This window comes from Plantactinospora sp. KLBMP9567 (assembly GCF_033446045.1).
Classification (GTDB): Bacteria; Actinomycetota; Actinomycetes; order Mycobacteriales; family Micromonosporaceae; genus Plantactinospora.
In genome coordinates, this window is sequence record NZ_JAWQRR010000013.1 from 64,390 (window position 1) to 87,715 (window position 23,326).

Below are 23,326 nucleotides of genomic sequence, written 5' to 3' on the forward strand. Positions count from 1 at the left end.
AGATTCGCAACGTTGGAGGCTCCCGACTGCCCCAGCAATGACGTCGGACGCAGTTGGGAAACGGAGGGAGCGCGGACAGACCTCGATGACAACGCCTCCCACACATCGGCCGCAGTCCACGTTGCCTACAAATTAGCCGATGACACGCTGGTTAACGTGACCACCAGGCACGGGACCCCAATGATCAATCATGCGTGGTCCACCCTGGTTAACCACCAGCTAGCCACGATCGGTGCCCATGGAGCACCATGGGGCAGCGGACCACCCCCGCCAGAGTTCATCGATCGGCTCGACGTAAACAACCCTCTGCCGTCTACGGGTGTTTGTCGCGTACTGATAGACGGTAGGGAATTTGAATGGCCGCGCATCACTTGTTCCCACATCTCTACGAACGAGCCAGTAGCGGCATGCGGCGGTCAGGTTGGGGAAACGAATATTGCCGTCACAGGGCCGGACGCATTCTTTAAGAGCCTAATAAGTCTCCGCATGTGGCCAACGAAGGTCGTCTGACTACTTGACGGTCGGGGCGATATTCTCCCCTGTTTGCTGCCGCCTTGGATGGGAACGTTACGGCCCCGGTCCCCAACGGGAAACCGGGGCCGCTCCATGCTGATCCAGGGTCAGTCCCTTCCTACCCTCGGTCGAGTAGTTGCGCCATCAGCGGTTGACTCCACCAACTCCCGGCAGCGGCGCCTATCACCGTTCCGGCGAACACGACCAGCCCTTTCGTCCACGCGGACTGGCCGTCGAGCAGCAGCCACACCGCCGTCATCGTCACGATCGCCGACACCAGAGCTGCCAGGCTGCCCACCGCGAGCGCGGCAACGGCCGCCCGTTGCCAGGCAACGGAACGAGTAGCGGCCGATCGTGCGTGTTGCCGCCCGGTGAGCGAGTGCGACCCTGGCCGATGATGGCACGCCATCAGCCGTCCGTCTCACGCACCGTCGCCAGCACCTCGTCGCGCAGCCGGACCATCGATGCCGTGTCCGGCGCTTCGACGTTGAGCCGCAGCATCGGTTCGGTGTTGGACGGGCGCAGGTTGAACCAGGTCTTCCCGAGCGTGACCGTCAGCCCGTCCAGCCGGTCCAACGCCGCGCCGGGCCGGTCGGCGTACCGGGAGGCAACCCGATCCAGGGTCGCCGCCGTGTCGGCCACCTGCGAGTTGATCTCACCGGAGGCGGTGTAGCGGGTGAACTGTCCAGCCAACTCCGACAGCGGCCGGTCCTGCCCGCCGAGCGCGGCGAGGACGTGCATCGCGGCGAGCATCCCGGTATCGGCCCGCCAGAAGTCGCGGAAGTAGTAGTGCCCGGAGTGCTCCCCACCGAACACCGCATCGTGTTCGGCCATGAGTTGCTTCATGAACGAGTGCCCGACCCTGCACCGCACTGGCACCCCACCCGATTCCGCGATGATCTCGGATACGGCCTGGCTGGTGATCACGTTGTAGACCACCGCCGCGCCGGGATCGCGGGCGAGTTCCCGGGTGGCGATGAGCCCGACGATCGCGGACGGCGGCACCGGCTCGCCGTTCTCGTCCACCAGGAAACAGCGGTCCGCGTCACCGTCGAACGCCAACCCCGCGTCCGCCCGATGCTGGACCACGGCTTTCTGTAGGTCGACCAGGTTGGCCGGGTCAATCGGGTTGGCCTCGTGGTTGGGGAACGTGCCGTCAAGGTCGAAGTACATCGGCACGATCGACAGCGGCAGGCCGGGCAGGATCGCGTCACCGAGAACAGCCGGCACGACGTGACCGGCCATGCCGTTGCCGGCGTCCACGACGATCTTCAACGGCCGGATGCCGGACAGGTCGACCAGCCCCCGCAGGTGCGCGGCGTACTCGGCCAGCAGGTCCAGATGCGTGACGGTGCCCGATGGTCCGGCAGAGGTCGGGATGCCGCCTTCCAGCATCCGCCGGATATCGGCCAGGCCGGTGTCCTGCCCGACCGGGGCGGCACCCGAGCGGCAGAGCTTGATCCCGTTGTACTCGGCCGGGTTGTGACTCGCGGTGAACACCGCGCCGGGAACGCCGAGGTGCCCGGACGCGAAGTACATCAGGTCCGTCGACCCCAAACCGGCGTCGATGATGTTGGCACCTTGACTGGTCGCTCCGCCAGCGAACGCCGCCGCGAGGGTGACTGAGGACGGGCGCATGTCCCGCACGGTCACGATCGTTTCCGCTCCGGTGAGCAGGGCGAACGCCGCGCCGATCTCCCACGCGGTCGACTCGTTGAACTGGTCCGGGACGGTGCCCCGGATGTCGTATGCCTTGATCAGTTGGCCCAGGTCACGCATGCTCGCGGGACGCCCTTTCAGTAGTCCGATGGCGGGAACACAACCCCGTGCTGTTCACCCGTAGTGAACACCATGACACGCACGGGTAGATCAGAGAGGGAGGCGTGAATCGCCGCGATTGCCTCGATCGGGACGAGCGCCACCAGACAGCCGCCGTACCCCGACCCGGTGAGCTTCGCCCCGTACGCACCGGAGGCCAGGCAGCGACGCACGCACTCGTCAATCAGCGGAGTCGAGCAGCCGACCAGATCCCGCAGCAAGCGCTGTGCCTCGCTCATCAGGGCGCCGACCACCGCGTGATCCGGTGACGGGTCACGCAGCACGGCGGTTAAGTCTTTGACGATCGCCGTTGCCGACATGGCGTACGCCCGCATCGCGTGGTCACCGGAGCGGTACCGGTCCCGTTTGGACGCCAGAACCCCCGGGGTGGCGCGGCGCTGCAAGGTGTCGATCACCAGCATCGGCACCCCGAGCGACGGGGCGAGCCGAGTCACCCGGGGCGGGTCGCCCGCGTCGATGCGGCACACCCCGCCGTGCGTACAGGCCAAGAAGTCCATCCACCCGGCCCCGGTGCCCAACTGTCCCGTCTCCGCGTCGTACGCCGCCTGCGCGACGGTCGCGGCGGCCGGCACGGCAGCGTCAGCGAAGCGCAGCAACGCCCCGGCCGTTGCCACCGTCACCGCCGCGCTACTGGACACCCCGGCCCCGACCGGCACCGTTGACGCCGCCTCGATCCGCGCACCCTTGATCAGCAGGGGCCAACGGTGCATGACGACCTTCACCGCAGCTTGCAGGTAGTCGAGTCCGTCCCCGACGAAGTTGCCGAGATCGTCCGCGTCCACCGCGCGGGTGGACGGCTCCGAGGCGGGCGAGGCCAGCAGCACCGGGCCGACGCAGTCGCCACCGATCACCGTCACCGTGGTGTGCAGCGGCACCGCTGCCACGACGGATGGACCGCCGGTCATCCAGTCCAGCGACTCACCAGCCAGGCACACCCGAGCCGGCGCACATGCCGACACTGACAGGTCCGTGACGTCAGCCTGGGACATCGCCGCCACCGCGCTCATTGCCGAGTCTCCGGCAACGGCTGAACGCAGGTCGCACAGGCCGGAGACAACGACCAATCCGCGCGAGCGTGCGCCTCCCGGTAGCCGTTCATCTGCGCCGACTCCCACAAGTCCGCGAACCGCGCTGTACGCAGGTCGCCAACCACGTAGCCGGTGTGAGCGGGGATCTCCGGATAGACGCAACAACACATCTTCATCCGGCCCCGGTAGTCGATGACGGCGCTGGTCGCCGTCATCAGACACGGCTCGGTACGTTTCCTCGTCAACACCGGCAACGTGGTGACCGAACCGCCACGGTTGTTGTAGACGCCCGTGATCTCCGGAGAGATCACTTCCGCCTTGAACCCGAGGCCGTCCATCACCGCCGCCAATCCTTGGCGGACTCTGCGGTACTGCCATTGGTATTCGTCCAGCAGGCCGGCGCGGCGTAGCCACCCCTGCACAGTGTTGAAGGATGGTGGGGTGTCGGCGCGATGCGGATACCGGGTCACGCGGATGTAGGTAACGCCAGCGCGGATAAGCCGATCAAAGAAGGCGTAGTCCAACACGTCGCCGTTGGTGTAAATCGCGGGGCGTACGTTCGGCATCGCTGCCTTCGCGTAGGCGATCTCATCCAGGATGCGCCGGTTCAACAACGGCTCGTTGTAGTTGTGAAACGCCAGATAGCCCGCATAGTCCAATTCGGCCAGTTCGCCCACGATCCGGCGGTACAGAGTGAAGTCCATGAGTTCCTGAATCCGGCGAGCGTTGTTCTCACCGTTAGGGCACCACGAACAGGTGCGGTTACACCGCCGAGAGGTCTCCACCTCCACATGGCGCGGCAACGGCACGTGAACCGCCGCCGGTCGCTCGCTTACTTCAATGGTCACTGCTTCTCCCAAAGGGGTTGACCTGGCGACGTGTCGCCGTATCGATTAAGGACTCGGTGCGCCCACTCGGCTTGCGTGCATGGGTACAGCACCAGTCGTCGCCATTCACTCCGACAGCCGGTGCAATATCCGTCCACGCCTTCCCAATGGATCTGCGCGACGAGTAACGCGCTATCCATAAAGCGAGCCCAACCCCTGTCGGGGATCGGCTCCGGGGCGCCCACAGCCGCAACTCCCTCCCCGTGCGTTAAGCCGTCGTCATGTGCGACCGGGAGGCACGCGCGCATTCCGCAGCGATGCGCGCGTGCCAATGAGCCGACGCACATTCGGTGTGCGACCGGGCGCGACTGACGCGTTCGGAACCCTTCGGAGTCCGGAAGGTTGAAGGTAGATCGCCCGGCGTTCCACCGCGTTGCCGTTACTGTCGAGTTGGTAACCGTCCAACCATGCCCACCCGTAATAGGTGGAGCGGTTGTCGACGCGGATCACCCGAAACAGGAAGGCGGACGCGCCACCGAACTGCACGCTCGCGGACCGCCCGACATACACCACGTCACCGACCTTTAGCCCGTTGCGGCCCGCTCGCTCCGGCTGCACGACCGCGCCTCAGCCCGCTTGCGCGAGCAGGCCAGGCACACCCACCCGCCGTGCGCCGATCAACTCCGGCCGTGTCGCTCCCGGCACGCGGCGAGGTAGCCGCAGCGCGAACATGAACACCTTGGCCGCCTGCTCATGCTCGACGCATGGACCAGGCACCCCGCATGTCAGGCACAAACCGTCCGCGCTGGATACCGCATGCCGCTCCAACGTCGTCTGCGCGCGGTCGATCTGATCGCCACCGTGATATGTCGTCGCCACGTTTCCTCCCTCGTCAGACCAATTAATGACCGGCGGCCGTAGCCCTTTCATGCCGAGGATCGGCACGTTCTATGCCAATCATGTGCTCAGCCGGCCCGCGCCGCGCGGGCCTGCCGTGCCCGCGCCAGCGAATACACCCGCGCACCTCCGGGCAATGCCGACTTCGACTCGATAGGACCATCGCTCGGGGGCGTTGTGTCGATCAACACACGGACGGAGCCAGCCTCACCGGCGGTTACCGTTACCGTGACCGCCACCGGAACCGTGGTCGGCCGAACCGACATCGGCATCGGGGCACGCGATTGAACGGATTCCGGATCAGCGTTACCCAACTTCGGTGCTACGTCCGGCACCTTGTCCCAACCCCGCAGCAAGTACAGCCCGAGGTCGGCGTCAGTGGCCGCATCAAACAGCGTTCGCAACGCTTGTCGGTACTCAGGCTGAGGCCATCGGATCACTCCGCGTTCCAACTTGCCTACATAATTCGCGTCCAGCGCGTATACCTTGCCGGTCTGCTCGAACAACACGGAATTGAGTCCTTCGGCCACCTCCTGCCGGGACATCGGCCGACCCGAACCTGACGGCGATGACCGTCGCAACCGCACCGCCCGCAGCATGTTGTTCGGCTTCCGCATCGTTCTAGTCACCTTTTGTCGCAATGGTCGAAGCGCTCTCGCTGGCAAGAAGGCGGGAAGCGTTGTGGACAAGAGACGGCGCAGAACGGCGAGAGCGTGTCGCTCGGGAAGTGCCGCACACATGCCGATCGATAACCCGTACTCGCCCGGCGTGCTGGTTCTGTCGCTCCCGCAGAATCGCCCGCAGTCGCACGCGGGTGTCAGCATCAACCCGCTTCAACAGCGTGTCCAAATCTCGCTGCGTCGCCAACCGCAGCCCGGCAGGGTTGTCCCGACTCTCCCAACTCGCCACAGACGTAGCGCTGAACCCGAGCCGGGTAGCGAAGTCAGGAATGCTCAGTCGCAGCGCCTCACGCAGCGCCCGAGTTTCACACCCGGTCCACCGCACGACCGTCAACGGACAGTCGCACACGCTCACACCAGACATCGGCTCGGCGGCCGGAGTCGTCTGCTGGATGTCATCCCGGAACCGTTCGTTGCGCCGCCGCTGCCGTTCCCGATTAGTCTGAGCATTGTAGGCACGCGCCAATGCATCGACCCGAAGGAATTCGGCCAGGAGTTCGCCGCCGGCTGACAACTCCCGGTCACACGCCTCCCAGAAACCGCGATGCGCGCGACCGTACCCGGTCTCCGCTCCGGCGACCGTGCTACGGGAGTAGCCCACCCGATCCGCCAGCTCGACTTGCTTGAAGTCAATCGCGCGCCGCCGCTTCGACAGACACCCGCCGAGATCCCGGAGCGCCTGACGAAGGTGTTCCCTGGTAACAGGCGGCACCTGCGGATCGGCAACGCCACGACCGCCAGCAGGTCCCGTCAAGTCTCCCCCTCGCCCACTTGGCAACCCTGTGATCACGTCACCAACCGTGGAGACCGTCATGGCGCCCGCCTGACCTGCTCAGGGACGACACGAGTCGTGAGCGCGCCGCAGCGCGGACACCACCGCGCCTTGACCTTGAACGACAGAAGCCCAGCGAGGTAGCCGATCAACAGCGCGCTCAAGACTGCGGCAACGACCATGGCCGTCCTCCCCATCCACATCCCGGTGAAGTCGGGCGCACTGCGCAGCGACACACGCTGGGCGGTAGCGGCAACGGTGCACAGCGCGCCCGACCTGTCACCCGTCCGCCACAGAGACCCACCTCGGTATGGCAGCGGGGAGTAGAGGGCTGATCGACCTCTTTGCCGTCGTCGCAGGTCACAGGGACGGCCCTGATTGATCCGGTTCGCCGCAGGACTGCGGAGCGGACCGTCGTAGGTGTGGTCATCTGCCGGACCTCCCCTAGCTGTGACGGAGGCAACAAGGGCATGATTCCACGGGGCACCTGCTCCAAGCAACTGTCTGGAGCGAGTGTTTGGGGAAGTCTCTTGACCGTTGACCTTGGCCGTAGACTGGCCTCCGCGGCAAGTCCTACGGCGCGACGGAAGCTGGGCATCGAACTCAAGGGGTTGCGTGAGGCAGCCGGCCTGAACATCGACCAGGCTGCCAACGCTGCCGGAATCTCCGACTCACACCTGAGCCGCATCGAACGCGGTCGGGTGGGCGTTCGGCCGTTGACCCTCAAGGCGCTGTTGCAGACCTACGGCGCAGACGCCGAGGTCACGAACAGGCTGGCCAAGACCGCCGCTGACACCACCAAACGCGGAGACAAGGGATGGTGGCAGCCGTACGCCGCCGCGATCTCCGAGAAGTACGCGAGCCTGATCGCGTTTGAGAGCGAGGCGACCTCGATCAAGGCGTTCGGGCCGATGGTGGTTCCGGGACTACTACAGACCGAGGACTACGCCCGAGCGCTACTGCAACGCGGTCCCGTTCGGCTCAAGGCTGAGGAGATCGAGACCCGCGTTGAGGTCCGCACGTCGCGCCAGGCCATCCTTGACCAGGGCGATCCGCCGAGCGTCTGGATCATCCTTGACGAGGGCGTTATCCGTCGCATGGTGGGCGGACCCGACGTGATGCGTCGTCAACTCCTTCGCCTGGTGGACTTCGCGTCGCGGCCCAACGTTGACCTCCAGGTGATCCCGTACGCCGCTGGCGCTCACGCCGGTACGCTCGGGCCGTTGGTGATCCTGGGCTTCCCCGAGGGCGAGGACGTCGTGTACTGCGAAACGTACGCGGGCGACCTGTACCCCGAGGCGGTAGCATCGTATGGCGACGTATTCAACAGGTTGGCGCAGGATGCGTTGTCTGGCGACAAGTCGACCGAATTGCTGCGACGCGCCGCAGAGGGGATAAAGTGAACGGTCTGACGCAAGACTGGAAAAAGTCGACCAGGAGCAACGGCAGCGATAGCTGCGTCGAGGCTCGGACGGGCGATGGCAGGGTTCAGATTCGTGACTCCAAGGACCGCACCGGACCGGTGCTCTCCTTCGGTCCTGAGAGCTACGACAGCTTCGTGACGGCGTTGAAGGCGGGAGCCTTGGCCTGACCTGCCCAGCCGCGACGACGCCGTGAGCGACCTTCCTTGGGGGGTCGCTGTTTGCTAATTTGGCGATCTTCACTATCTGTGTTTGCCAGTGCAATGGCCGGTGACTGGCGGGGGCGACCGGCAAGTGATCGCCCCCGCCTACTGTCCCGTTGCCAGTCCACGCCGTAGCTCCCGGCACCCTCGTTACGCCACGTCCGTTGCCTCGGCCGGAGCCGTCCCCCACTCATCAGCCCGGTCGGCCCGTCGGGCGAGGGGTGCGGTCTCCTGCTCGGCTCTGAGGATCTTCAACAGCAAGGACGCGCGTTCATTGGACACGCCATGCCCGTCGTCGCGCATCACGTCGGCCAGAGCGTCCCGCGACAGCGAGCGTCCCTTGGTCGCCAGCATCGCGCGGGCGGCCCGCGCCGCCGGTAGCAGGTGCGCCACCGGGCGAACGTCGACCGGCGCGGGCCGGGAACCCATCTCCGTTGGCCGACCCCGCGTCAGACCGGTAGGCCGGTCGGCCGCGTTATTCGCGGACGGGCCGGGCGCCGCCGTCCGCTCGTCCGCCGTCGGCCGGGACGACCGTCCTCCGTCCGGGCCGGTCTGCCGGACCGTCCCCGGGACGGATGGACGATCAGCGGCCGTCCGCTGATCGTCCCCGGCCGTCCGTTGATCGTCTTCGCCGTGGTCGATCATGGAAAATAGCAACTTGACAGATACGAGCATCGACGGCGCCGGCCACCCGGCCAATGCCTTGCCGACCGGATCGTGACCGCCCACGGCGATGTTCGCGGCGAGGCTGGCCAGAGTGCCGACCACGAGCGCCACCCAGGGAACCCAACCGGTCGGGCGCCCCGCGCGCCGCTGCGCGACGAGGTATAGGCTCGCCACGATCTCCAACCCGTCCACGCTGATCGGGAAGGCGTACGCCTTCCACCCGGTCTGACCGTGCCGCACGGCGAGTTCGGCCATATGGGAGAAGGAGATCGCACCCGCCACGATTGCCAACGCCGCCACCGTCAGCGCGGTCAGCATGCGCAAAGCCTTGTCCGTGCGGGTACTCATCGGGCCACCCCCACGCTAGGGGTGGATGCTGCGGACGGCATGGCCGGGACAGCACGCCGAACGCCGCTTGCTTCGCCTCCAGGGCTACGAGCGGGTACAGCAATCAGAATAAAGCGGACGGATGGGTTAGAAAAAAGTGTGTCACATTCCGTGATTGGGCTTGCCGACTCCGGCGGTGCCGCCGATGGCCGTGACCACCACCGCCTGCGGGGCCTGGTCGTCGACGGGGTAGCCCAGCAGCTCGTCGAGGCGTCGCAGGTCGGTGGCGCGGCCGGTGAAACCGGCCACGTCGGCGGGAAGCTGCGCCAGCCGCTGCGGGAGGCCCACGGCAGGACCCGGCCGCCCCGCCGGGTGCTCACCCGGGCTACCCGGCGGGCCGGTCAGGGTCTCGACCGGCGCCGCGGTCCGATCAGGTGTCCCGATGGTGGCGGTCGCGGCAAGTTCCGGGTCATGCCGGAGGATCCGCTGGTGCAGCTCCCGCAGCGTCGGCCCGGGATCGCTGCCCAGCTCGTCGACCAACCGGTCGCGCAGCAGCCGGTACTGCGCCAGTGCGTCGGCCTGCCGACCGCAGCGGTACAGCGCGAGAATCAGCTGTCCGGCGAGCCGCTCGTCCAGCGGATAGGCGCTCGCAGCAGTAGTCAGCTCGGGCAACAGTTGGGCATGCTCGCCGCGGCGCAGCAGCACATCGTTGCGGTCCAGGGCAGCCGACAGCCGCTCCACCTCCAGCCCGACCGTGACCATCCGCAACCAGTCACTGTCCAGGTCCGCGAACGGCCTGCCCTGCCACAACGCCATCGCCCGGTGCCACAGCGCCGCCGCATTGTCGTCGTCGGCGACCTGTCTGGCCTGCCTGACCAGCGTCCGGAAGTGGTGCAGGTCCACCGCCGACTCGTCAACCTCCAGGGTGTAGGCACTGGACCGCCGGGCCGGCACCGGCCCGCCCGCGTCGCCGAGCACGCCTCGGAGCCGGGACAGGTAGGTATGCAATGTCTGCCGGGCACGCGACGGCCGCGCCGGACCCCACACCCGGTCCACCAGCGCATCGACGGAGACCAGGCTGCCGGGCTCGACCAGCAATGCCGCCAGCACGGTCCGCTGGCGGGCCGGGCCGAGCGGGACCTGGCCGCGCTCGCCGAACGCCACCACCCGGCCCAGCACCCGAAACCGCATCAACCCGTCGACCTCCGTGATCGGTGCCCAACCGGAGACGATATGACACCTACACCAGGATCAAGGGTCGTGCAGAAACGGTGGAAGGCCGCGCGAACCCGTCGAGTTGCCCCACCAGACGGCTGAGCGGCTGCTCAGGGACCAGATTCCCCGTGCAGCCGCACAGCGCGCTTCAGCTGCTGCCTGCGGCCGGCTAGCCCATCGACTTCGCCCCGTCGATGGCCTCCCGGATGATGTCGGCGTGCCCGGCGTGCTGGGCGGTCTCGGCCACGATGTGCTGGAGTACCCGCCGTGCGCTCCACCGCGCACCCGGCTCGAACCACGGCGCGGGCGGCAGCTCGTGCCCGGCGTCGAGGTCGGGCAGCGTACGCACCAACTCGTCCGTACGCCTCGCGACCTCCTCGTACTCCTCCAGCAGCGCGGCCAGGGTCTCCCCGGGCTCCATCCGGAACCCGGCCGCGTGCGCCTCGTACGCGGCGGGATCGTCGCCGGCCGGCATCGCCGAGCCTCCCTCGACGATGAACCGCGCCCACTGCCGCTCCACCGCCGTGACGTGCTTGATCAGCCCGCCCACGCGGAGTTCGCTGGCCGTGCTGCGGGTGGCCGCCTGCTCGTCGCTGAGCCCGCGCGCCGTGAAGCGCAGGAAGAACCGCGCCTTGCCCAGGGACTCCAGCAGATCGGCCCGCTCGCCGGTCACAGTCTTCTCGGAGGTCGTCGTCGCCATGGTCGTCATCCTTCGTTTCGGAGTGGCCTCGCCGTGCTCTGATCTGACGCTACGACCCATAGCGGTCACTTTCTGACCGCTATGGTCCCAGTGCCGCCAGACTGACCGAGAACGGCGGTACTCCGCAATGCGTGCTACCTGAGACGCGGCAGCAGTTTTCGTCGCTGTTGACTCGGTGGGCCGCCGCCGCGCTGGAGGCGGCGACCAGACCACCTATCTGGAAACGGAACCTGTGCGGAACCTTTTTCAACCTGAACCGCGCGGCGTCCGCGCACCGCGTCCGACCCTGCGCTTTGCCGGACCGCGTGTGGAGGTCGAAAAGGCTCACTCTGACCGGTCCGCCGGCCGTTGCCGGCCTTTGGTTTTGTTCTTCGACCTGGTGTTCATTCTTACGCTTCTGCGGCTTGGTCAGGCGTTGGTGGATCAGCTCAGTTGGACCGGGGTCCTGGAGACGCTGATACTGCTGCTTGCCGCGTTCTCGATCTGGACCTTCACCGCGTCCGTGTGCGACACATTCGACCCGTCGCGGCCGGTGATCGAGCTGTTTATCTTCGGCACGATGATAGGTGCTCTGGTGATGGCGGTCGCCATTCCCGGGGCGTTCGGCGAGCGAGGGGTGCTCTTCGCCGCCACGTACGTGGCACTCCACATCGGCCGCGACCTGCTTCTCTTGGTCATCCTGCGTGGCCATAACGCGCAGGCGGCCGTTGTCCAGGGGCTGCTCTGGTTCGGGGCATCCGCCGTGCCGTGGATCGTGGGGGCGTTCACACGTGGTCCGGTGCGCCCGGCGCTATGGGCGTTTGCGATATTGCTGGAGTACGCGATAGCCAGGCTTCGCTTTCCCGTACCCCGGCGTGGCCGCATTCAACCGAAGGACTTTCCACCGGCGGGTGAGCACCTGGGTGAGCGCTACCGGCAACTGTTCACTGTTGCGCTCGGCGAGGTATTTCTGGCTGCGGGAATCGCTCACGGGCTTGGTGACTTCGAGGCATACAGTAACGTCGCGTTCGCGGTGACATTCATTAGCACGGTACTGATCTGGCGAATCTACATCTACCGGGCCGGGGCGTTGCTGGAAGCTGCCGTTTTCCGCGCTTACGAACCGATCCGTATAAGCCGGTCGGTGTCGCGCGCCCACGCGATCATGGTGGCCGGCGTTCTTACTGTCTCCGTCGGCGGGAAACTCGTCATCAGCCATCCGGTCGAACACACTCGACCGGCCTGGATCAGCGTCATCCTAGGGGGACCCGTGCTGTTCCTACTCGGACGTGTCGTCCTCGAACGAGCTGTCGGCGGGCGCTTCCACGCCACCCGACTCGTTGCGGTGGTCGTGCTGGCAGCCCTGGCACCGGTACTGCTCTACCTGCCGCCGTTGGTGGCTGCCAGTGCCGCCGCCGCGGTCCTCGGTGGGGTGACCGTCACGGACACAATCCGCATCTAGGACAGAACCGGCGCCGCCAGGCGGACGGTCTCTCGTGACAGGGGATCAGTAGCGGGCCGGTCGCCGGACTGGACCGTCCAGGAGCGTCGGCCCGCGCGGCACCCCTACCTCAGCGCATGGTGCCACCCGGCGGGCGACCGGTGAGGGGTCGGCCCGCCGGGTGGCGGAGGGGGTGGGGTGGAAGTCGTACGGGTCAGCCGAACGCGCGGGCCTGCCAGGTGGATACCTGGTCGGCCGGCAGCGCCTCCGGCAGGATCGCCATCCGGTCGACCTCACCGGTCAGCCGCTGCCCGCCGCCCTGGTCGGCGCCGAACCGCAGTTCCCGGGTGGCGCAGCCGACGATGCCGCCGTCCGGCACCTTTGCCGTGCCGGCCTGCTGGCCGTCGAGGTAGACGACGATGTTGCCGTCGCCGTCCATCGTGACCACCAGGTCGACGTACCGGCCGGTGGGTACGGTGGCGTTGCTGGTGACTCCGGTGCCGGAGCCGATGAACCGGAGCTGGTTGCTCGGGGTCAGGTCGATCAGGATCCCGTCCGTGCCGGGGTCGCCGCCGGGCTGGAAGTCGAAGAGCCGCCGGTAGCTGCCGCTGGTGGTCACCTTGACCTCGGCCGCGAACGTCGCCTTCTCCAGATATCCGAGGGTGGTCGGTGCGGTACGCAGGAACCGGTTGCCGTCCAGCACCAGCGCGCTGCCGGTCGGCCCGGCCGCGACGTACGCCCCGCCGGTCTGTACCGTCGCGGTCCGCCCGTTCGGCGAGTGGTCGGCCACCGTGTCACCGGAGACCGGGTCCCAGGCCACCAGCGGGACGCCCGGGGCCGGCCGGGCGCACGGCGGCGGCACCGGCAGCGCGATCGACGTGCTGGCCGTGGCCCGCCACTTGTCGTGGGTCAGCCGCGCCTCGATCCGGTTCGGCCCCGGTGCCGCCTCCCGGCTCGGCGTGACGGTGAACCGGTAGGTCTGCGAGTCGCCGGGCCAGAGCCGGGGCACCTGGACCTGACCGGGCCGGACCTGCCAGCCCACCGGCAGCGCCAGCTTCAACGCCGACGGCGGCACCTTCTCGGCACCGATCGCGGAAACGGTGACCGCGACCGTCCCCGCCTGGTCGGTCTCCAGCGTCGCAGGTGCGTCGATGGTGAAACCGACCTGGGCGGTGGCGACATACCGGTGGCCGGCGCGGGCGGTGAAGATGAGCCGGTCACCCTTCGCCCTTCCGTTCACCTTCTTACCGGTGCGGGCGTCGACCAGCTTGTACGGCCCGGCGAAGAGCGGGCTGCGCAGGGTCACCTCGCCGGCCTTGTCGGCGGTCACCGCGATCTCGGTGGCGGCTCCGGCCGACCACTTCGTGTCGACGGTCAGCCCGCCCCGGGCCCGCAGACCGCTGACCGATCCGTTCTGCCACGCGCTGGGCAGCGCCGGCAACACGTGGACGTCACCGGTCTGGCTCTGCAACAGCATCTCGGCGATCCCCGCCGTCGCGCCGAAGTTGCCGTCGATCTGGAACGGCGGGTGGGTGTCCCAGAGGTTCGCCAGGGTGCTCTGTCGCAACTGCTCGGTCAGCATCTTGTGCGCGTGGTCCCCGTCCAGCAGCCGGGACCAGAAGTTGATTTTCCACGCCTTGCTCCAGCCCGTACCGCCGTCGCCGCGTGCGGTGAGCGAGACCTTCGCGGCGGCGGCCAGCTCCGGGTCGTCCAGCGCGGTGATCTGCGCGCCCGGATGCAGGGCGAACAGGTGCGAGACGTGCCGGTGCTGGTCGTTCGGGTTGTCCAGGTCTTCCTTCCACTCCTGGAGTTGCCCCCAGGAGCCGACCCGCAGGCCCGGGTCGAGCAAGGCCCGCGCGTCGCGCAGCTCCCGCCGGAACGCGTTGTCCCCGCCGACGATCCCGGCCGCCTCGATCGTGTTGGTGAAGAGCTCCCAGACGATCTGCTGGGACATCGAGGCGCCGGCGGTGAAGTCCCCGTTCTCCGGCGAGTAGCTCGGCGAGACCACCAGCTTGCCGTCGCGCGGGTCGACGATCAGCTCGTCCAGCCAGAAGAGCGCCAGCTCCTTCATCAGCGGGTACGCCCGCTGCCGCAGGAACCTGTCGTCCCGGGTGAACCGGTAGTGCTCGTAGTAGTGCTGGGCCAGCCAGGCACCGGCCTCGGGGAACCAGAACGACTGCGGGTAGCTGTGTAGGCCGGTGAAGCCGTAGGTGTTGGTCTCGTTGTTCACCACCCAGCCCCGGTTGCCGTAGATCTGCCGCGCGGTGACCTTACCCGGCGGCACCATCGCGTCGACGTAGTCGAAGAGCGGTGCGGTGGTTTCCGACAGGTTGGTTGTCTCGGCCGGCCAGTAGTTCATCTGGAGGTTGATGTTGACGTGGTAGTCGGCGTCCCAGGGCGGGTTGGTGACGTTGTTCCAGACGCCCTGGAGGTTCGCCGGCAGCGAGCCGGGTCGGGACGAGGCGATCAGCAGGTAGCGGCCGTAGCAGAAGAAGAGCGCCTCCAGCGCGCGGTCCGCCGCCGACGCCCCGCCCCGGTACTGCCGCAGCAGCTCGTCGGTGGGGATGGCCGGCATCTCCTGGCCGATGTCCAGGCGTACCCGGTCGAACAGTGACCGGTAATCGGCGGTGTGCGCGGCGAGCAGCGCGGCGTAGGACTTCCGGGCCGCCGCGTCGACGGTGGCGGTGACCCGGGAGTGCGGGTCCGCTCCCCGGTACGTCGGGTACCTGCCCGCGTAGTCGGTGCCGGCGCCCAGCACCAGCGTGGCGGCGTCGGCCCCGACCACCGTGACCGTGCCGTCGGTGCCGTCGCTGACCGTGCCGCCGTCGGCGGTGACCTGGATCTGCGACTCGTACTTCAGCTTGTTGTCGTTGAGGGTTCCGGCGAAGGTGATCCGGCCGCCGCTGGCGGTGACGTTCTTCGACCGGTTGTCCGGCGCGGTCACCCCGGTGGTGAAGCCGATCTTCCCCGGCTGGTCGGCACTGAGCCGCACCACCAGCACGTCGTCCGGTTGACTGGCGAAGTACTCCCGGGTGTAGCGCACCCCGTCGTCGGTGTAGGAGACCTTGGCGACCGCCCGGCCGATGTTCAGCTCGCGGCGGTAGTCGCTGACCGTGCCCGGGTCCTCGGTGAGCCGCAGCGACAGATCTCCGAAGGTGTTGTACGACCCGAAGCCGCTCTTCGGCTGGCCGAGCCGGTTCGCCACCTCCTGCGGGCTGAGCCGGCCCCGCTCGTTGATCAGGCGCTGCACCTCCTCGATCGCGCCGGGGCGCGGCGAGGTCCAGTTGCCGAAGTTGTAGCCGCTGGCCGAGCCGGGGCCACCGGTCCAGAGCGTCTTCTCGTTGAACTGCACGGTCTCGGCCGCGACCCGGCCGAAGACCATGCCGCCGAGGGCACCGTTGCCGATCGGCAGCGCCTGGGTCTCCCAGTCGGCGGCGGGTTCGTCGTACCAGAGGGTGAGCGCGTCGTCGGCGGAGGCCGCGCTGCCCGACCTGCTGTCGGGGGCGGCGGAGGCGGTGCTGGTGGAGAAGGCGGGCACGAACGCGGTCAGCGCGGCCACCAGTGCGGCGGCCGTCCACCGGCGCGGCAGGGGCCGCCGGTTAGGGTCATCCATTACTGTCTCCGGATCGTCCAGATGGGCCGGGGGAGAACTCTGGCGGGGCGAACGTCGCGGCCACGACCACGCGTCCAGCACGCATCCGATGTTTGGCGATGAGGTTACAAAGGACACGTCGGAGAAACAAGAGAGGGTCTTGGGTGGCCTTACCTGGTCACCCGCGCACAGCCTGGTAGGTTCCTGGCTCCGTCTGCACTTCCCGGCGCCCTGACGAGGTCGGTGGTATGCCGCGATTACTCTCTCGGTCTTGTGTCCGGCCAAGCCCACCTGATAGACATCGGATGTATTGCTGACGGGTTACGACGGAAGTCTGGGGGCGACGGGTGAGGCTGTTGCGGGTGGGCGCACCGGGGCAGGAGTCCCCGGCGCTGCTGGACGAGGCCGGGCGGTTGCGCGACCTCCGTGGAGTGGTCGACGACCTGGACGGATCGTTCCTGACCGACAGCGGCATCGAGCGGCTGGCCGGGCTCGACGTCGAGGGGCTACCGGTCCTTCCCGAGGGCCTACGGGTCGGGCCGCCGCTGCGGCCGGGAAAGATCATCTGCATCGGCCTGAACTACCGGGACCACGCCGCCGAGACCGGCGCCCCGCTCCCGACCGAGCCGGTGGTCTTCATGAAGGCCCCGGACACCGTGGTCGGCCCGGACGACGAGGTGCTGGTGCCACGCGGCAGCACCAAGACCGACTGGGAGGTCGAGCTGGCGGTGGTGATCGGGCGTAAGGCCCGCTACCTGTCCAGCCCGGAGGAGGCGCTCGGCTGCGTCGCCGGCTACGCCGTCTCGAACGACGTCTCCGAGCGGGAGTTCCAGCTCGAACGCGGCGGCCAGTGGGACAAGGGCAAGAACTGCGAGACCTTCAACCCGCTCGGCCCCTGGCTGGTCACCGCCGACGAGGTGCCGGACCCGCAGGATCTCGGGCTGCGGCTCCGGGTCAACGGCGCGCTCAAGCAGGACGGCAACACCAGGAACATGGTCTTCCCGGTCGCCGAGATCGTGCACTACCTGAGCCAGTTCCTGGTGCTCTATCCCGGTGACGTCATCAACACCGGCACGCCGGCCGGGGTGGCGCTCGGCCAGCCCGAGCCGAGGCCGTACCTGGTCGCCGGTGACGTCGTCGAACTGGAGATCGACGGGCTGGGGCGGCAGCGCCAGACGGTGGGGCAGGCATGATCTTCACCGGGCTGGAGATCGCCGACATCCGCTTCCCGACCTCCCGCGAACTCGACGGCTCCGACGCGATGAACCCCGACCCCGACTACTCGGCCGCGTACGTGGCGCTGCGCACCGACGCCGGGGACGGGCACGAGGGGCACGGCTTCGCCTTCACCATCGGGCGGGGCAACGACGTACAGGCGGCGGCGATCGCGTCGCTGCGGCCGTACCTGATCGGACGCCCGGTCGAGGCGGTCCTGGCCGACCTCGGCGGCTTCTGGCGCGAGCTGGTGCACGACTCGCAACTGCGCTGGCTCGGCCCGGAGAAGGGCGTGATGCACATGGCGATCGCCGCCGTGGTCAATGCGCTCTGGGACCTGCGGGCCAAGCGGGCCGGGCTGCCGCTGTGGCGCCTGCTGGCCGGGATGAGCCCGGAGGAACTGGTCGACCTGGTCGACTTCCGCTACCTCAGCGACGCGCTGACCCGGGACGAGGCGTTGCGGATCCTCCGGGACGCCCGCCCCGGCCGGGCCGAGCGCGAGGAACACCTGCTGCGTGAGGGCTTCCCCGCCTACACCACCTCGCCCGGCTGGCTCGGCTACGACGACGACAAGCTGCGCCGGCTCTGCAAGGAGGCGCTGGCCGACGGCTTCACCCAGATCAAGCTGAAGGTCGGCGCCGACCTTCACGACGACATCCGGCGGATGGGCATCGCCCGGCAGACCTGCGGGCCGGACATCCGGATCGCGGTCGACGCCAACCAGCGCTGGGACGTGCCGCAGGCGATTTCCTGGGTACGCGAGCTGGCGCCTTTCGACCCGTACTGGATCGAGGAGCCGACCAGCCCGGACGACGTCGTCGGGCACGCCACCATCGCCCGGGAACTGGCACCGGTCCGGATCGCCACCGGCGAGCATGTCGCCAACCGGGTGGTGTTCAAACAACTGCTCCAGCTCGACGCGATATCGTACGTGCAGATCGACGCGAGCCGGGTCGCCGGGGTCAACGAGAACATCGCGATCCTGCTGCTGGCGGCGAAGTTCGGCGTGCCGGTCTGCCCGCACGCGGGCGGGGTGGGGCTCTGCGAGCTGGTACAGCACCTGTCGATGTTCGACTACGTCGCGGTCGCCGGCTCCATGCGGGACAGGGTCATCGAGTACGTCGACCACCTGCACGAGCACTTCGTCGACCCGGTGGTGATCCGCAGGGGCCGGTACGTGGCACCGACCGCGCCCGGCTTCAGCGCCACCATGCGCCCGGAGACGCTGACCGAGTACGCCTATCCGGACGGCCCGGTCTGGGCCGCCCCGCCGGCCGAGGTGGCGGTGCCGTGACCGCCGGGTATCCGCCCGGCGACGGAGGCGGCGGCCGGGGCGAGTTCGCCGGGCTGACCGCGGTGGTGACCGGCGGCGCCTCGGGCATCGGCCTGGCCACCGCCACCCTGCTGGCCGCCCGGGGCGCCCGGGTCGCCTGCCTGGACCTGAACCCGGGTGGCGTCCCCGAGCCGCTGCTCGGGATCGCCGCCGACGTCTCCGACGACGCCTCGGTACGGGTCGGGGTGGCCGCCGCGGCGCAGGCGCTCGGCGGCATCGACGTACTCGTCAACAACGCCGGGATCGGCGCGCAGGGCACGGTGGAGTCCAACCCGGACGACGAGTGGCACCGGGTACTCGACGTGAACGTGGTCGGGATGGTCCGGGTGAGCAGGGCCGCCCTGCCGCACCTGCGCCGCTCGTCGTCCGCGGCGATCGTCAACACCTGCTCGATCGCGGCCTGGGCCGGGCTGCCCAACCGGGCGCTCTACAGCGCCAGCAAGGGCGCGGTGCAGTCGCTGACCCTGGCGATGGCGGCCGACCACGTCCGGGAGGGGATCCGGGTCAACTGCGTCAACCCCGGCACCGTGGACACCCCCTGGGTACGCCGGCTGCTGGACTCCGCAGGCGATCCGGCGGCGGAACTCGCCGCGCTGCAGGCCCGCCAGCCCACCGGCCGGCTGGTCGGCGCGGACGAGGTGGCGGCGGCGATCGCCTACCTCGCCAGTCCGCTGTCCGGGGCGACCACCGGCACGGTGCTCGGGGTGGACGGCGGCATGCACGGGCTGCGGCTGCGCCCCGCCCCGCCGGGCTGACCAGCCCGCGCCCCGGCCTCTCCGATGTGGACCGTCGACCTTCGGGCAGGTCGCCGGTCCCGCGTTCCAGGCTGCCCGTCGCACGGTCATCCGATGTAACGATTCCGCCTGCCCGGTAACAGGCGGGGAGATTGCCGGTTCTGGGTCTTGCGGGGGCAAGGGCGGACTGATAGACATCCGATGTATTACCCGCGTGTTTCCGATTGCCTCCAAGAATTGCCCACCGTATCCGCACCGGATGGAGGACCACAGTGAGACATACCGCCAAGTCCCTGGCGGGGATCGCGATGGCCGCGACTCTCGCCGTCGGCACCGTCGCCTGCGGCGAGTCGTCGTCGAGCGGGACGGGTGGCCAGACCGGCGGCAGCCCGCAGATCGGCATCGACCTGCCCCGCGCCGACTCCGACTTCTGGAACTCCTACGCCAAGTACGTCCCGCAGTTCGCCGACGAGTACGACATCAACCTGATGTCCCCGACCAACTCGCAGAACGACGTCGCCAAGCTGGTGGCGAACGTGCAGGCGATGGTGAGCCAGGGCGCCAAGGCGATCGTGATGGCGCCGCAGGACACCGGTGCGATCGCCTCCACGCTGACCACTCTGGAGTCGAAGAAGATCCCGGTGGTCTCCGTCGACACCCGTCCCGACAAGGGCAAGGTCTTCATGGTGGTCCGGGCCGACAACCGGGCGTACGGGCAGAAGGCCTGCGAGTTCCTCGGCGAGAAGCTCGGCGGCCAGGGCAAGGTGATCGAGTTCCAGGGCTCGCTCTCCTCGATCAACGGCCGGGACCGCTCCGAGGCGTTCGCCGAATGCATGAAGACGAAGTTCCCCGGGATCACCATCTTCGAGGAGCCGACCGAGTGGGAGGGGCCGAAGGCCGCCGCCGCGCTACAGACCCGGCTCGCCCAGCACCCCGACATCAAGGGCATCTACATGCAGGCCGGCGGCGTCTTCCTGGCGCCGACCCTCCAGGTGCTGAAGGCCAAGAACCTGCTGGTGCCGCCGACCGACCCCAAGCACATCTTCATCGTCTCCAACGACGGCATCCCGCAGGAGTTCGAGGCGATCCGCAAGGGCGAGATCGACGCCACCGTCTCGCAGCCCGCCGACCTCTACGCCAAGTGGGCGCTCTATTACGCCAAGGCGGCGGCCGAGGGCAAGACCTTCCAGCCCGGCCCGACCGACCACAACAGCACCATCATCGACGTCGGCAACGGCCTCGAGGACCAGATCGCCGCCCCGCTGGTCACCAAGGAGAACGTCGACGATCCGGCGCTCTGGGGAAACCAGATCGGCAAGTGATGACCGGTCAGACGCAGACCGCAGGCACCGTGGCCGGGGCCGTCGCCCCGGCCGCGGAGGCCCGCGACATCTCGAAACGGTACGGCGCGACGGTCGCCCTGCACTCCGCCGGCATCAGCATCGCAGCGGGCGAGACACACGCCCTGGTCGGGCGCAACGGCGCCGGCAAGTCCACCCTGGTCTCGATCCTGACCGGGCTGCAGCGGCCGGACAGCGGCCAGGTGCACTTCGACGGGGTGCCCGCGCCGGCACTGGCCGACCGCGACGCCTGGCGACAACGGGTCGCCTGCGTCTACCAGAAGTCGACCATCATCCCCACCCTGACGGTCGCGGAGAACCTCTTCCTCAACCGCCAGGCCGGGCGCGGGCTGATCGACTGGCGCGGGCTGCGCCGCCGCGCCGCCGACCTGCTCGAGGGGTACGGCGTCGCGGTCGACCCGGCCGCGCCGGCCGGCAGCCTCAGCGTCGAGCAGCGCCAGCTCGTCGAGATCGCCCGCGCGCTGTCGTTCGGTGCGAAGTTCATCATCCTGGACGAGCCGACCGCGCAGCTCGACGCCGCCGCGATCGAACGGCTCTTCGGCCGGATGCGCGAGTTGCAGGCCGCCGGGGTGACCTTCCTGTTCATCTCGCACCACCTCCAGGAGGTCTACGAGGTCTGCCAGACCGTGACGGTGCTGCGCGACGCCCGGCACATCCTGACCCAGCCGGTGGACATGGTCGCCCGGGAGGCGCTGGTCGCCGCGATGACCGGCGACGCGGGGGAGACCCTGGCCGGGATCGACCGGCCGGCCGTACCGGAGAGCGCGCCGGTCGTGCTCGACGTCGCCGGGCTCGGCCTGGCCGGCTTCTACGCCGACGTCGACCTGACGGTGCGGGCCGGTGAACTGGTCGGGCTGATCGGTTCGGGCAGCAGCGGCAAGGTGGCGCTGGCCGAGACGATCGCCGGGCTGCGCCGGGCCGACACCGGCACGGTCAGCCTGGCCGGCAGCACCCCGAAGCCGGGCAGCGTGCCCGCCGCGCTTGCCGCCGGCCTCGGCTACCTGCCGCAGGACCGGCACCGGGAGGGGCTGGTGCCGCTGCTGTCGGTGGCGGAGAACGCCACCCTGCCGATCACCGACCGGCTCGGGCCGGCCGGGATCATCGCGCCGGCCCGGCAGCGTGCCGTGGCCCAACGCATGATCGAAACCTACGACATCAAGACCGACGGTCCGCACCAGCCGGTCAACGGACTCTCCGGCGGCAACGCCCAGAAGGTGGTACTCGCCCGCGCGCTGGCGAACGACCCGAAGGCGCTGGTGATGGTGAGCCCGACCGCAGGGGTGGACGTCCGCTCCAAGGACTCCCTGCTGCGGGCGGTCGCCGAGGCGGCGGCCCGGGGCACCGGGGTGCTGATCGTCTCCGACGAACTCGACGACCTGCGCTCGTGCGACCGGGTGCTGGTGATGTTCCACGGACGGGTGGTCCGGGAGGTCTCCCGGGGTTGGGCGGATGCCGAGCTGGTGACCGCAGTAGAGGGAGTGGAGGAGCTTTGACCGGCACCCAGACAATCGCCAAGCCGCCGGCCCCGGCGCCAGGCCGCCCCGGACTCGGCGGCCGGGTGCCGCTGGCCCGGCTGCGGGACCTCGCGCTGGTCCCCGCGATCCTGCTGCTCGTCGTGGTGGGCGCGGTCATCGACCCGGTGTTCCTCTCCACCGCCAACATCACCAACGTGCTGCAACAGCAGACCGAACTGGCGCTGCTGGTACTCGCCGAGGCGATCATCCTGATCGCCGGCAAGTTCGACCTGTCGCTGGAGTCGACCATCGGGCTCGCCCCGGCGCTGGCCCTGGCGCTGGTCATCCCGGCCGCCAGCAACGGGCTCGGCACCGAGCTGCCGGCCAGCCTGGCGATCCCGATCTGCCTGCTCGCCGGCATGGCGATCGGGGCGTTCAACGGGCTGCTCATCCTGCGATTCAAGCTCTCCGCGTTCATCGTGACCCTGGGCATGTTGATCGTGCTGCGCGGTCTCCAGATCGGGATCACCGGCGGGCAGAATCTCTTCGACATCCCGCCGTCGGTGCTCTATCTGGGCAACGCGGTCTGGTTCGGTGTACCGGCGTCGATCTGGATCAGCGGGACGCTCTTCGTCGTCGGGATCGCCGCGCTCGGGTTCTTCCGGCACGGCCGGGCGGTCTACGCGATCGGCGGCAACACCGACGCGGCCCGAGCGGCGGGTATCCGTACCGACCGGGTGGTCTGGATCATCCTGATGATCGGTGGGCTGCTGGCGGCGCTGGCCGGGTTGCTGATGACCGGCCGGCTCGGCTCGGTCGCGGCGGCACAGGGCGACGGCATGATCTTCACCGTCTTCGCCGCTGCGGTGATCGGTGGGATCAGCCTCGACGGCGGCAAGGGGACGCTCTTCGGCGCGCTCTGCGGCGTCATCGTCCTCGGCTTGATCAACAACATCCTGACCCTCGCCGGGGTCTCCGCCCAGTGGATCCAGGCCATCTACGGCGCCATCATCCTGATCGCGCTGATCCTGGCCCGGCTCACCTCCGGCAAGGCGCAGGACTAGCGGTCGGGACCGGTCCGGCGTGCCCGCCGACGGCACACCGGACGGTCCCGGCCGGACAGGCATCG

At 68.7% G+C, this 23,326-nt stretch carries 20 protein-coding genes; 9 read left to right on the forward strand and 11 right to left on the reverse strand.

Annotated features, from left to right (window positions below):
- Nucleotides 1-631 precede the first annotated feature (631 nt).
- From R6Y94_RS10455 to R6Y94_RS45105, 7 genes are all read right to left on the reverse strand, one after another.
- Nucleotides 632-811 (reverse strand): hypothetical protein, encoded by a 180-nt coding sequence (locus R6Y94_RS10455; RefSeq protein ID WP_318395605.1) that lies wholly within the window; start codon nt 809-811, stop codon nt 632-634.
- Nucleotides 812-921: 110 nt separating this feature from the next.
- Nucleotides 922-2,292 carry a phosphomannomutase/phosphoglucomutase gene (locus tag R6Y94_RS10460; RefSeq protein WP_318395606.1) on the reverse strand — a complete coding sequence of 457 codons (1,371 nt, stop codon included), beginning with the start codon at nt 2,290-2,292 and terminating at the stop codon, nt 922-924.
- 17 nt (nt 2,293-2,309) lie between these two features.
- The gene (locus R6Y94_RS10465; RefSeq protein ID WP_318395607.1) at nt 2,310-3,257 is read right to left on the reverse strand and encodes a hypothetical protein; all 948 of its coding nucleotides are present in this window, start codon (nt 3,255-3,257) and stop codon (nt 2,310-2,312) included.
- Nucleotides 3,258-3,355: 98 nt separating this feature from the next.
- Nucleotides 3,356-4,228, reverse strand: coding sequence for a radical SAM/SPASM domain-containing protein (locus R6Y94_RS10470; RefSeq protein ID WP_318395608.1), 873 nt, complete (start codon nt 4,226-4,228; stop codon nt 3,356-3,358).
- A gap of 606 nt (nt 4,229-4,834) precedes the next feature.
- Nucleotides 4,835-5,086: a hypothetical protein gene (locus tag R6Y94_RS10475; RefSeq protein ID WP_412102732.1), complete on the reverse strand. Its 252-nt coding sequence runs from the start codon at nt 5,084-5,086 to the stop codon at nt 4,835-4,837.
- 86 nt (nt 5,087-5,172) lie between these two features.
- Nucleotides 5,173-5,721, reverse strand: a complete 549-nt coding sequence (locus tag R6Y94_RS10480; protein WP_318395609.1) for a hypothetical protein — start codon at nt 5,719-5,721, stop codon at nt 5,173-5,175.
- A gap of 4 nt (nt 5,722-5,725) precedes the next feature.
- Nucleotides 5,726-6,598: a helix-turn-helix domain-containing protein gene (locus R6Y94_RS45105; RefSeq protein ID WP_412102733.1), complete on the reverse strand. Its 873-nt coding sequence runs from the start codon at nt 6,596-6,598 to the stop codon at nt 5,726-5,728.
- Between the two features lie 488 nt (nt 6,599-7,086).
- On the opposite strand from R6Y94_RS45105, the gene R6Y94_RS10485 reads away from it, so the two are divergent.
- Together R6Y94_RS10485 and R6Y94_RS10490 are read left to right on the forward strand one after the other, a co-directional pair.
- A complete protein-coding gene (locus R6Y94_RS10485; protein ID WP_318395610.1) occupies nt 7,087-7,959 on the forward strand; it encodes a helix-turn-helix transcriptional regulator in 873 nt (290 codons plus the stop codon).
- A complete protein-coding gene (locus tag R6Y94_RS10490) occupies nt 7,956-8,147 on the forward strand; it encodes a DUF397 domain-containing protein (protein WP_318395611.1) in 192 nt (63 codons plus the stop codon). Before R6Y94_RS10485 ends, R6Y94_RS10490 begins: the two co-directional genes overlap by 4 nt.
- Before the next feature lie 183 nt (nt 8,148-8,330).
- Here R6Y94_RS10490 and R6Y94_RS10495 read toward each other — a convergent pair whose 3' ends face one another.
- From R6Y94_RS10495 to R6Y94_RS10505, 3 genes are all read right to left on the reverse strand, one after another.
- Nucleotides 8,331-9,194, reverse strand: coding sequence for a DUF2637 domain-containing protein (locus R6Y94_RS10495; protein WP_318395612.1), 864 nt, complete (start codon nt 9,192-9,194; stop codon nt 8,331-8,333).
- 141 nt (nt 9,195-9,335) lie between these two features.
- Nucleotides 9,336-10,364 carry an AfsR/SARP family transcriptional regulator gene (locus R6Y94_RS10500; RefSeq protein WP_318395613.1) on the reverse strand — a complete coding sequence of 343 codons (1,029 nt, stop codon included), beginning with the start codon at nt 10,362-10,364 and terminating at the stop codon, nt 9,336-9,338.
- Nucleotides 10,365-10,557: 193 nt separating this feature from the next.
- Nucleotides 10,558-11,088, reverse strand: a complete 531-nt coding sequence (locus R6Y94_RS10505) for a DinB family protein (protein ID WP_318395614.1) — start codon at nt 11,086-11,088, stop codon at nt 10,558-10,560.
- A 175-nt stretch (nt 11,089-11,263) separates the two neighbouring features.
- Here R6Y94_RS10505 and R6Y94_RS10510 point away from each other — a divergent pair, with 175 nt between their 5' ends.
- Nucleotides 11,264-12,529: a low temperature requirement protein A gene (locus tag R6Y94_RS10510; RefSeq protein ID WP_318395615.1), complete on the forward strand. Its 1,266-nt coding sequence runs from the start codon at nt 11,264-11,266 to the stop codon at nt 12,527-12,529.
- A 193-nt stretch (nt 12,530-12,722) separates the two neighbouring features.
- Here the strand turns inward: R6Y94_RS10510 and R6Y94_RS10515 are convergent, their stop codons facing one another.
- The gene (locus R6Y94_RS10515) at nt 12,723-16,121 is read right to left on the reverse strand and encodes a glycosyl hydrolase family 95 catalytic domain-containing protein (RefSeq protein ID WP_318395616.1); all 3,399 of its coding nucleotides are present in this window, start codon (nt 16,119-16,121) and stop codon (nt 12,723-12,725) included.
- Nucleotides 16,122-16,462: 341 nt separating this feature from the next.
- Here R6Y94_RS10515 and R6Y94_RS10520 point away from each other — a divergent pair, with 341 nt between their 5' ends.
- From R6Y94_RS10520 to R6Y94_RS10545, 6 genes are all read left to right on the forward strand, one after another.
- Complete coding sequence (locus tag R6Y94_RS10520) at nt 16,463-17,293, forward strand: fumarylacetoacetate hydrolase family protein (protein ID WP_318395617.1); 831 nt, start codon at nt 16,463-16,465, stop codon at nt 17,291-17,293.
- Nucleotides 17,290-18,609, forward strand: a complete 1,320-nt coding sequence (locus tag R6Y94_RS10525; RefSeq protein ID WP_318395618.1) for an L-fuconate dehydratase — start codon at nt 17,290-17,292, stop codon at nt 18,607-18,609. The genes R6Y94_RS10520 and R6Y94_RS10525 overlap by 4 nt, the downstream gene beginning before the upstream one ends.
- Nucleotides 18,606-19,403, forward strand: coding sequence for an SDR family oxidoreductase (locus tag R6Y94_RS10530; protein WP_318395619.1), 798 nt, complete (start codon nt 18,606-18,608; stop codon nt 19,401-19,403). The genes R6Y94_RS10525 and R6Y94_RS10530 overlap by 4 nt, the downstream gene beginning before the upstream one ends.
- Nucleotides 19,404-19,654: 251 nt before the next feature.
- Nucleotides 19,655-20,704 (forward strand): sugar ABC transporter substrate-binding protein, encoded by a 1,050-nt coding sequence (locus tag R6Y94_RS10535; RefSeq protein WP_318395620.1) that lies wholly within the window; start codon nt 19,655-19,657, stop codon nt 20,702-20,704.
- Nucleotides 20,704-22,236, forward strand: a complete 1,533-nt coding sequence (locus R6Y94_RS10540) for a sugar ABC transporter ATP-binding protein (RefSeq protein ID WP_318395621.1) — start codon at nt 20,704-20,706, stop codon at nt 22,234-22,236. Before R6Y94_RS10535 ends, R6Y94_RS10540 begins: the two co-directional genes overlap by 1 nt.
- A complete protein-coding gene (locus R6Y94_RS10545; RefSeq protein WP_318395622.1) occupies nt 22,233-23,261 on the forward strand; it encodes an ABC transporter permease in 1,029 nt (342 codons plus the stop codon). Before R6Y94_RS10540 ends, R6Y94_RS10545 begins: the two co-directional genes overlap by 4 nt.
- Nucleotides 23,262-23,326 lie beyond the last annotated feature (65 nt).

Coding starts and splice junctions, on each gene's coding strand:
- R6Y94_RS10460 (WP_318395606.1), bottom strand. CDS start 2,292: ATGCGTGACCTGGGCCAACTGATCAAGGCATACGACATCCGGGGCACC.
- R6Y94_RS10465 (WP_318395607.1), bottom strand. CDS start 3,257: ATGACCGGCGGTCCATCCGTCGTGGCAGCGGTGCCGCTGCACACCACG.
- R6Y94_RS10480 (WP_318395609.1), bottom strand. CDS start 5,721: ATGCGGAAGCCGAACAACATGCTGCGGGCGGTGCGGTTGCGACGGTCA.
- R6Y94_RS45105 (WP_412102733.1), bottom strand. CDS start 6,598: ATGACGGTCTCCACGGTTGGTGACGTGATCACAGGGTTGCCAAGTGGG.
- R6Y94_RS10495 (WP_318395612.1), bottom strand. CDS start 9,194: ATGAGTACCCGCACGGACAAGGCTTTGCGCATGCTGACCGCGCTGACG.
- R6Y94_RS10500 (WP_318395613.1), bottom strand. CDS start 10,364: ATGCGGTTTCGGGTGCTGGGCCGGGTGGTGGCGTTCGGCGAGCGCGGC.
- R6Y94_RS10505 (WP_318395614.1), bottom strand. CDS start 11,088: ATGGCGACGACGACCTCCGAGAAGACTGTGACCGGCGAGCGGGCCGAT.
- R6Y94_RS10515 (WP_318395616.1), bottom strand. CDS start 16,121: ATGGATGACCCTAACCGGCGGCCCCTGCCGCGCCGGTGGACGGCCGCC.
- R6Y94_RS10525 (WP_318395618.1), top strand. CDS start 17,290: ATGATCTTCACCGGGCTGGAGATCGCCGACATCCGCTTCCCGACCTCC.
- R6Y94_RS10540 (WP_318395621.1), top strand. CDS start 20,704: ATGACCGGTCAGACGCAGACCGCAGGCACCGTGGCCGGGGCCGTCGCC.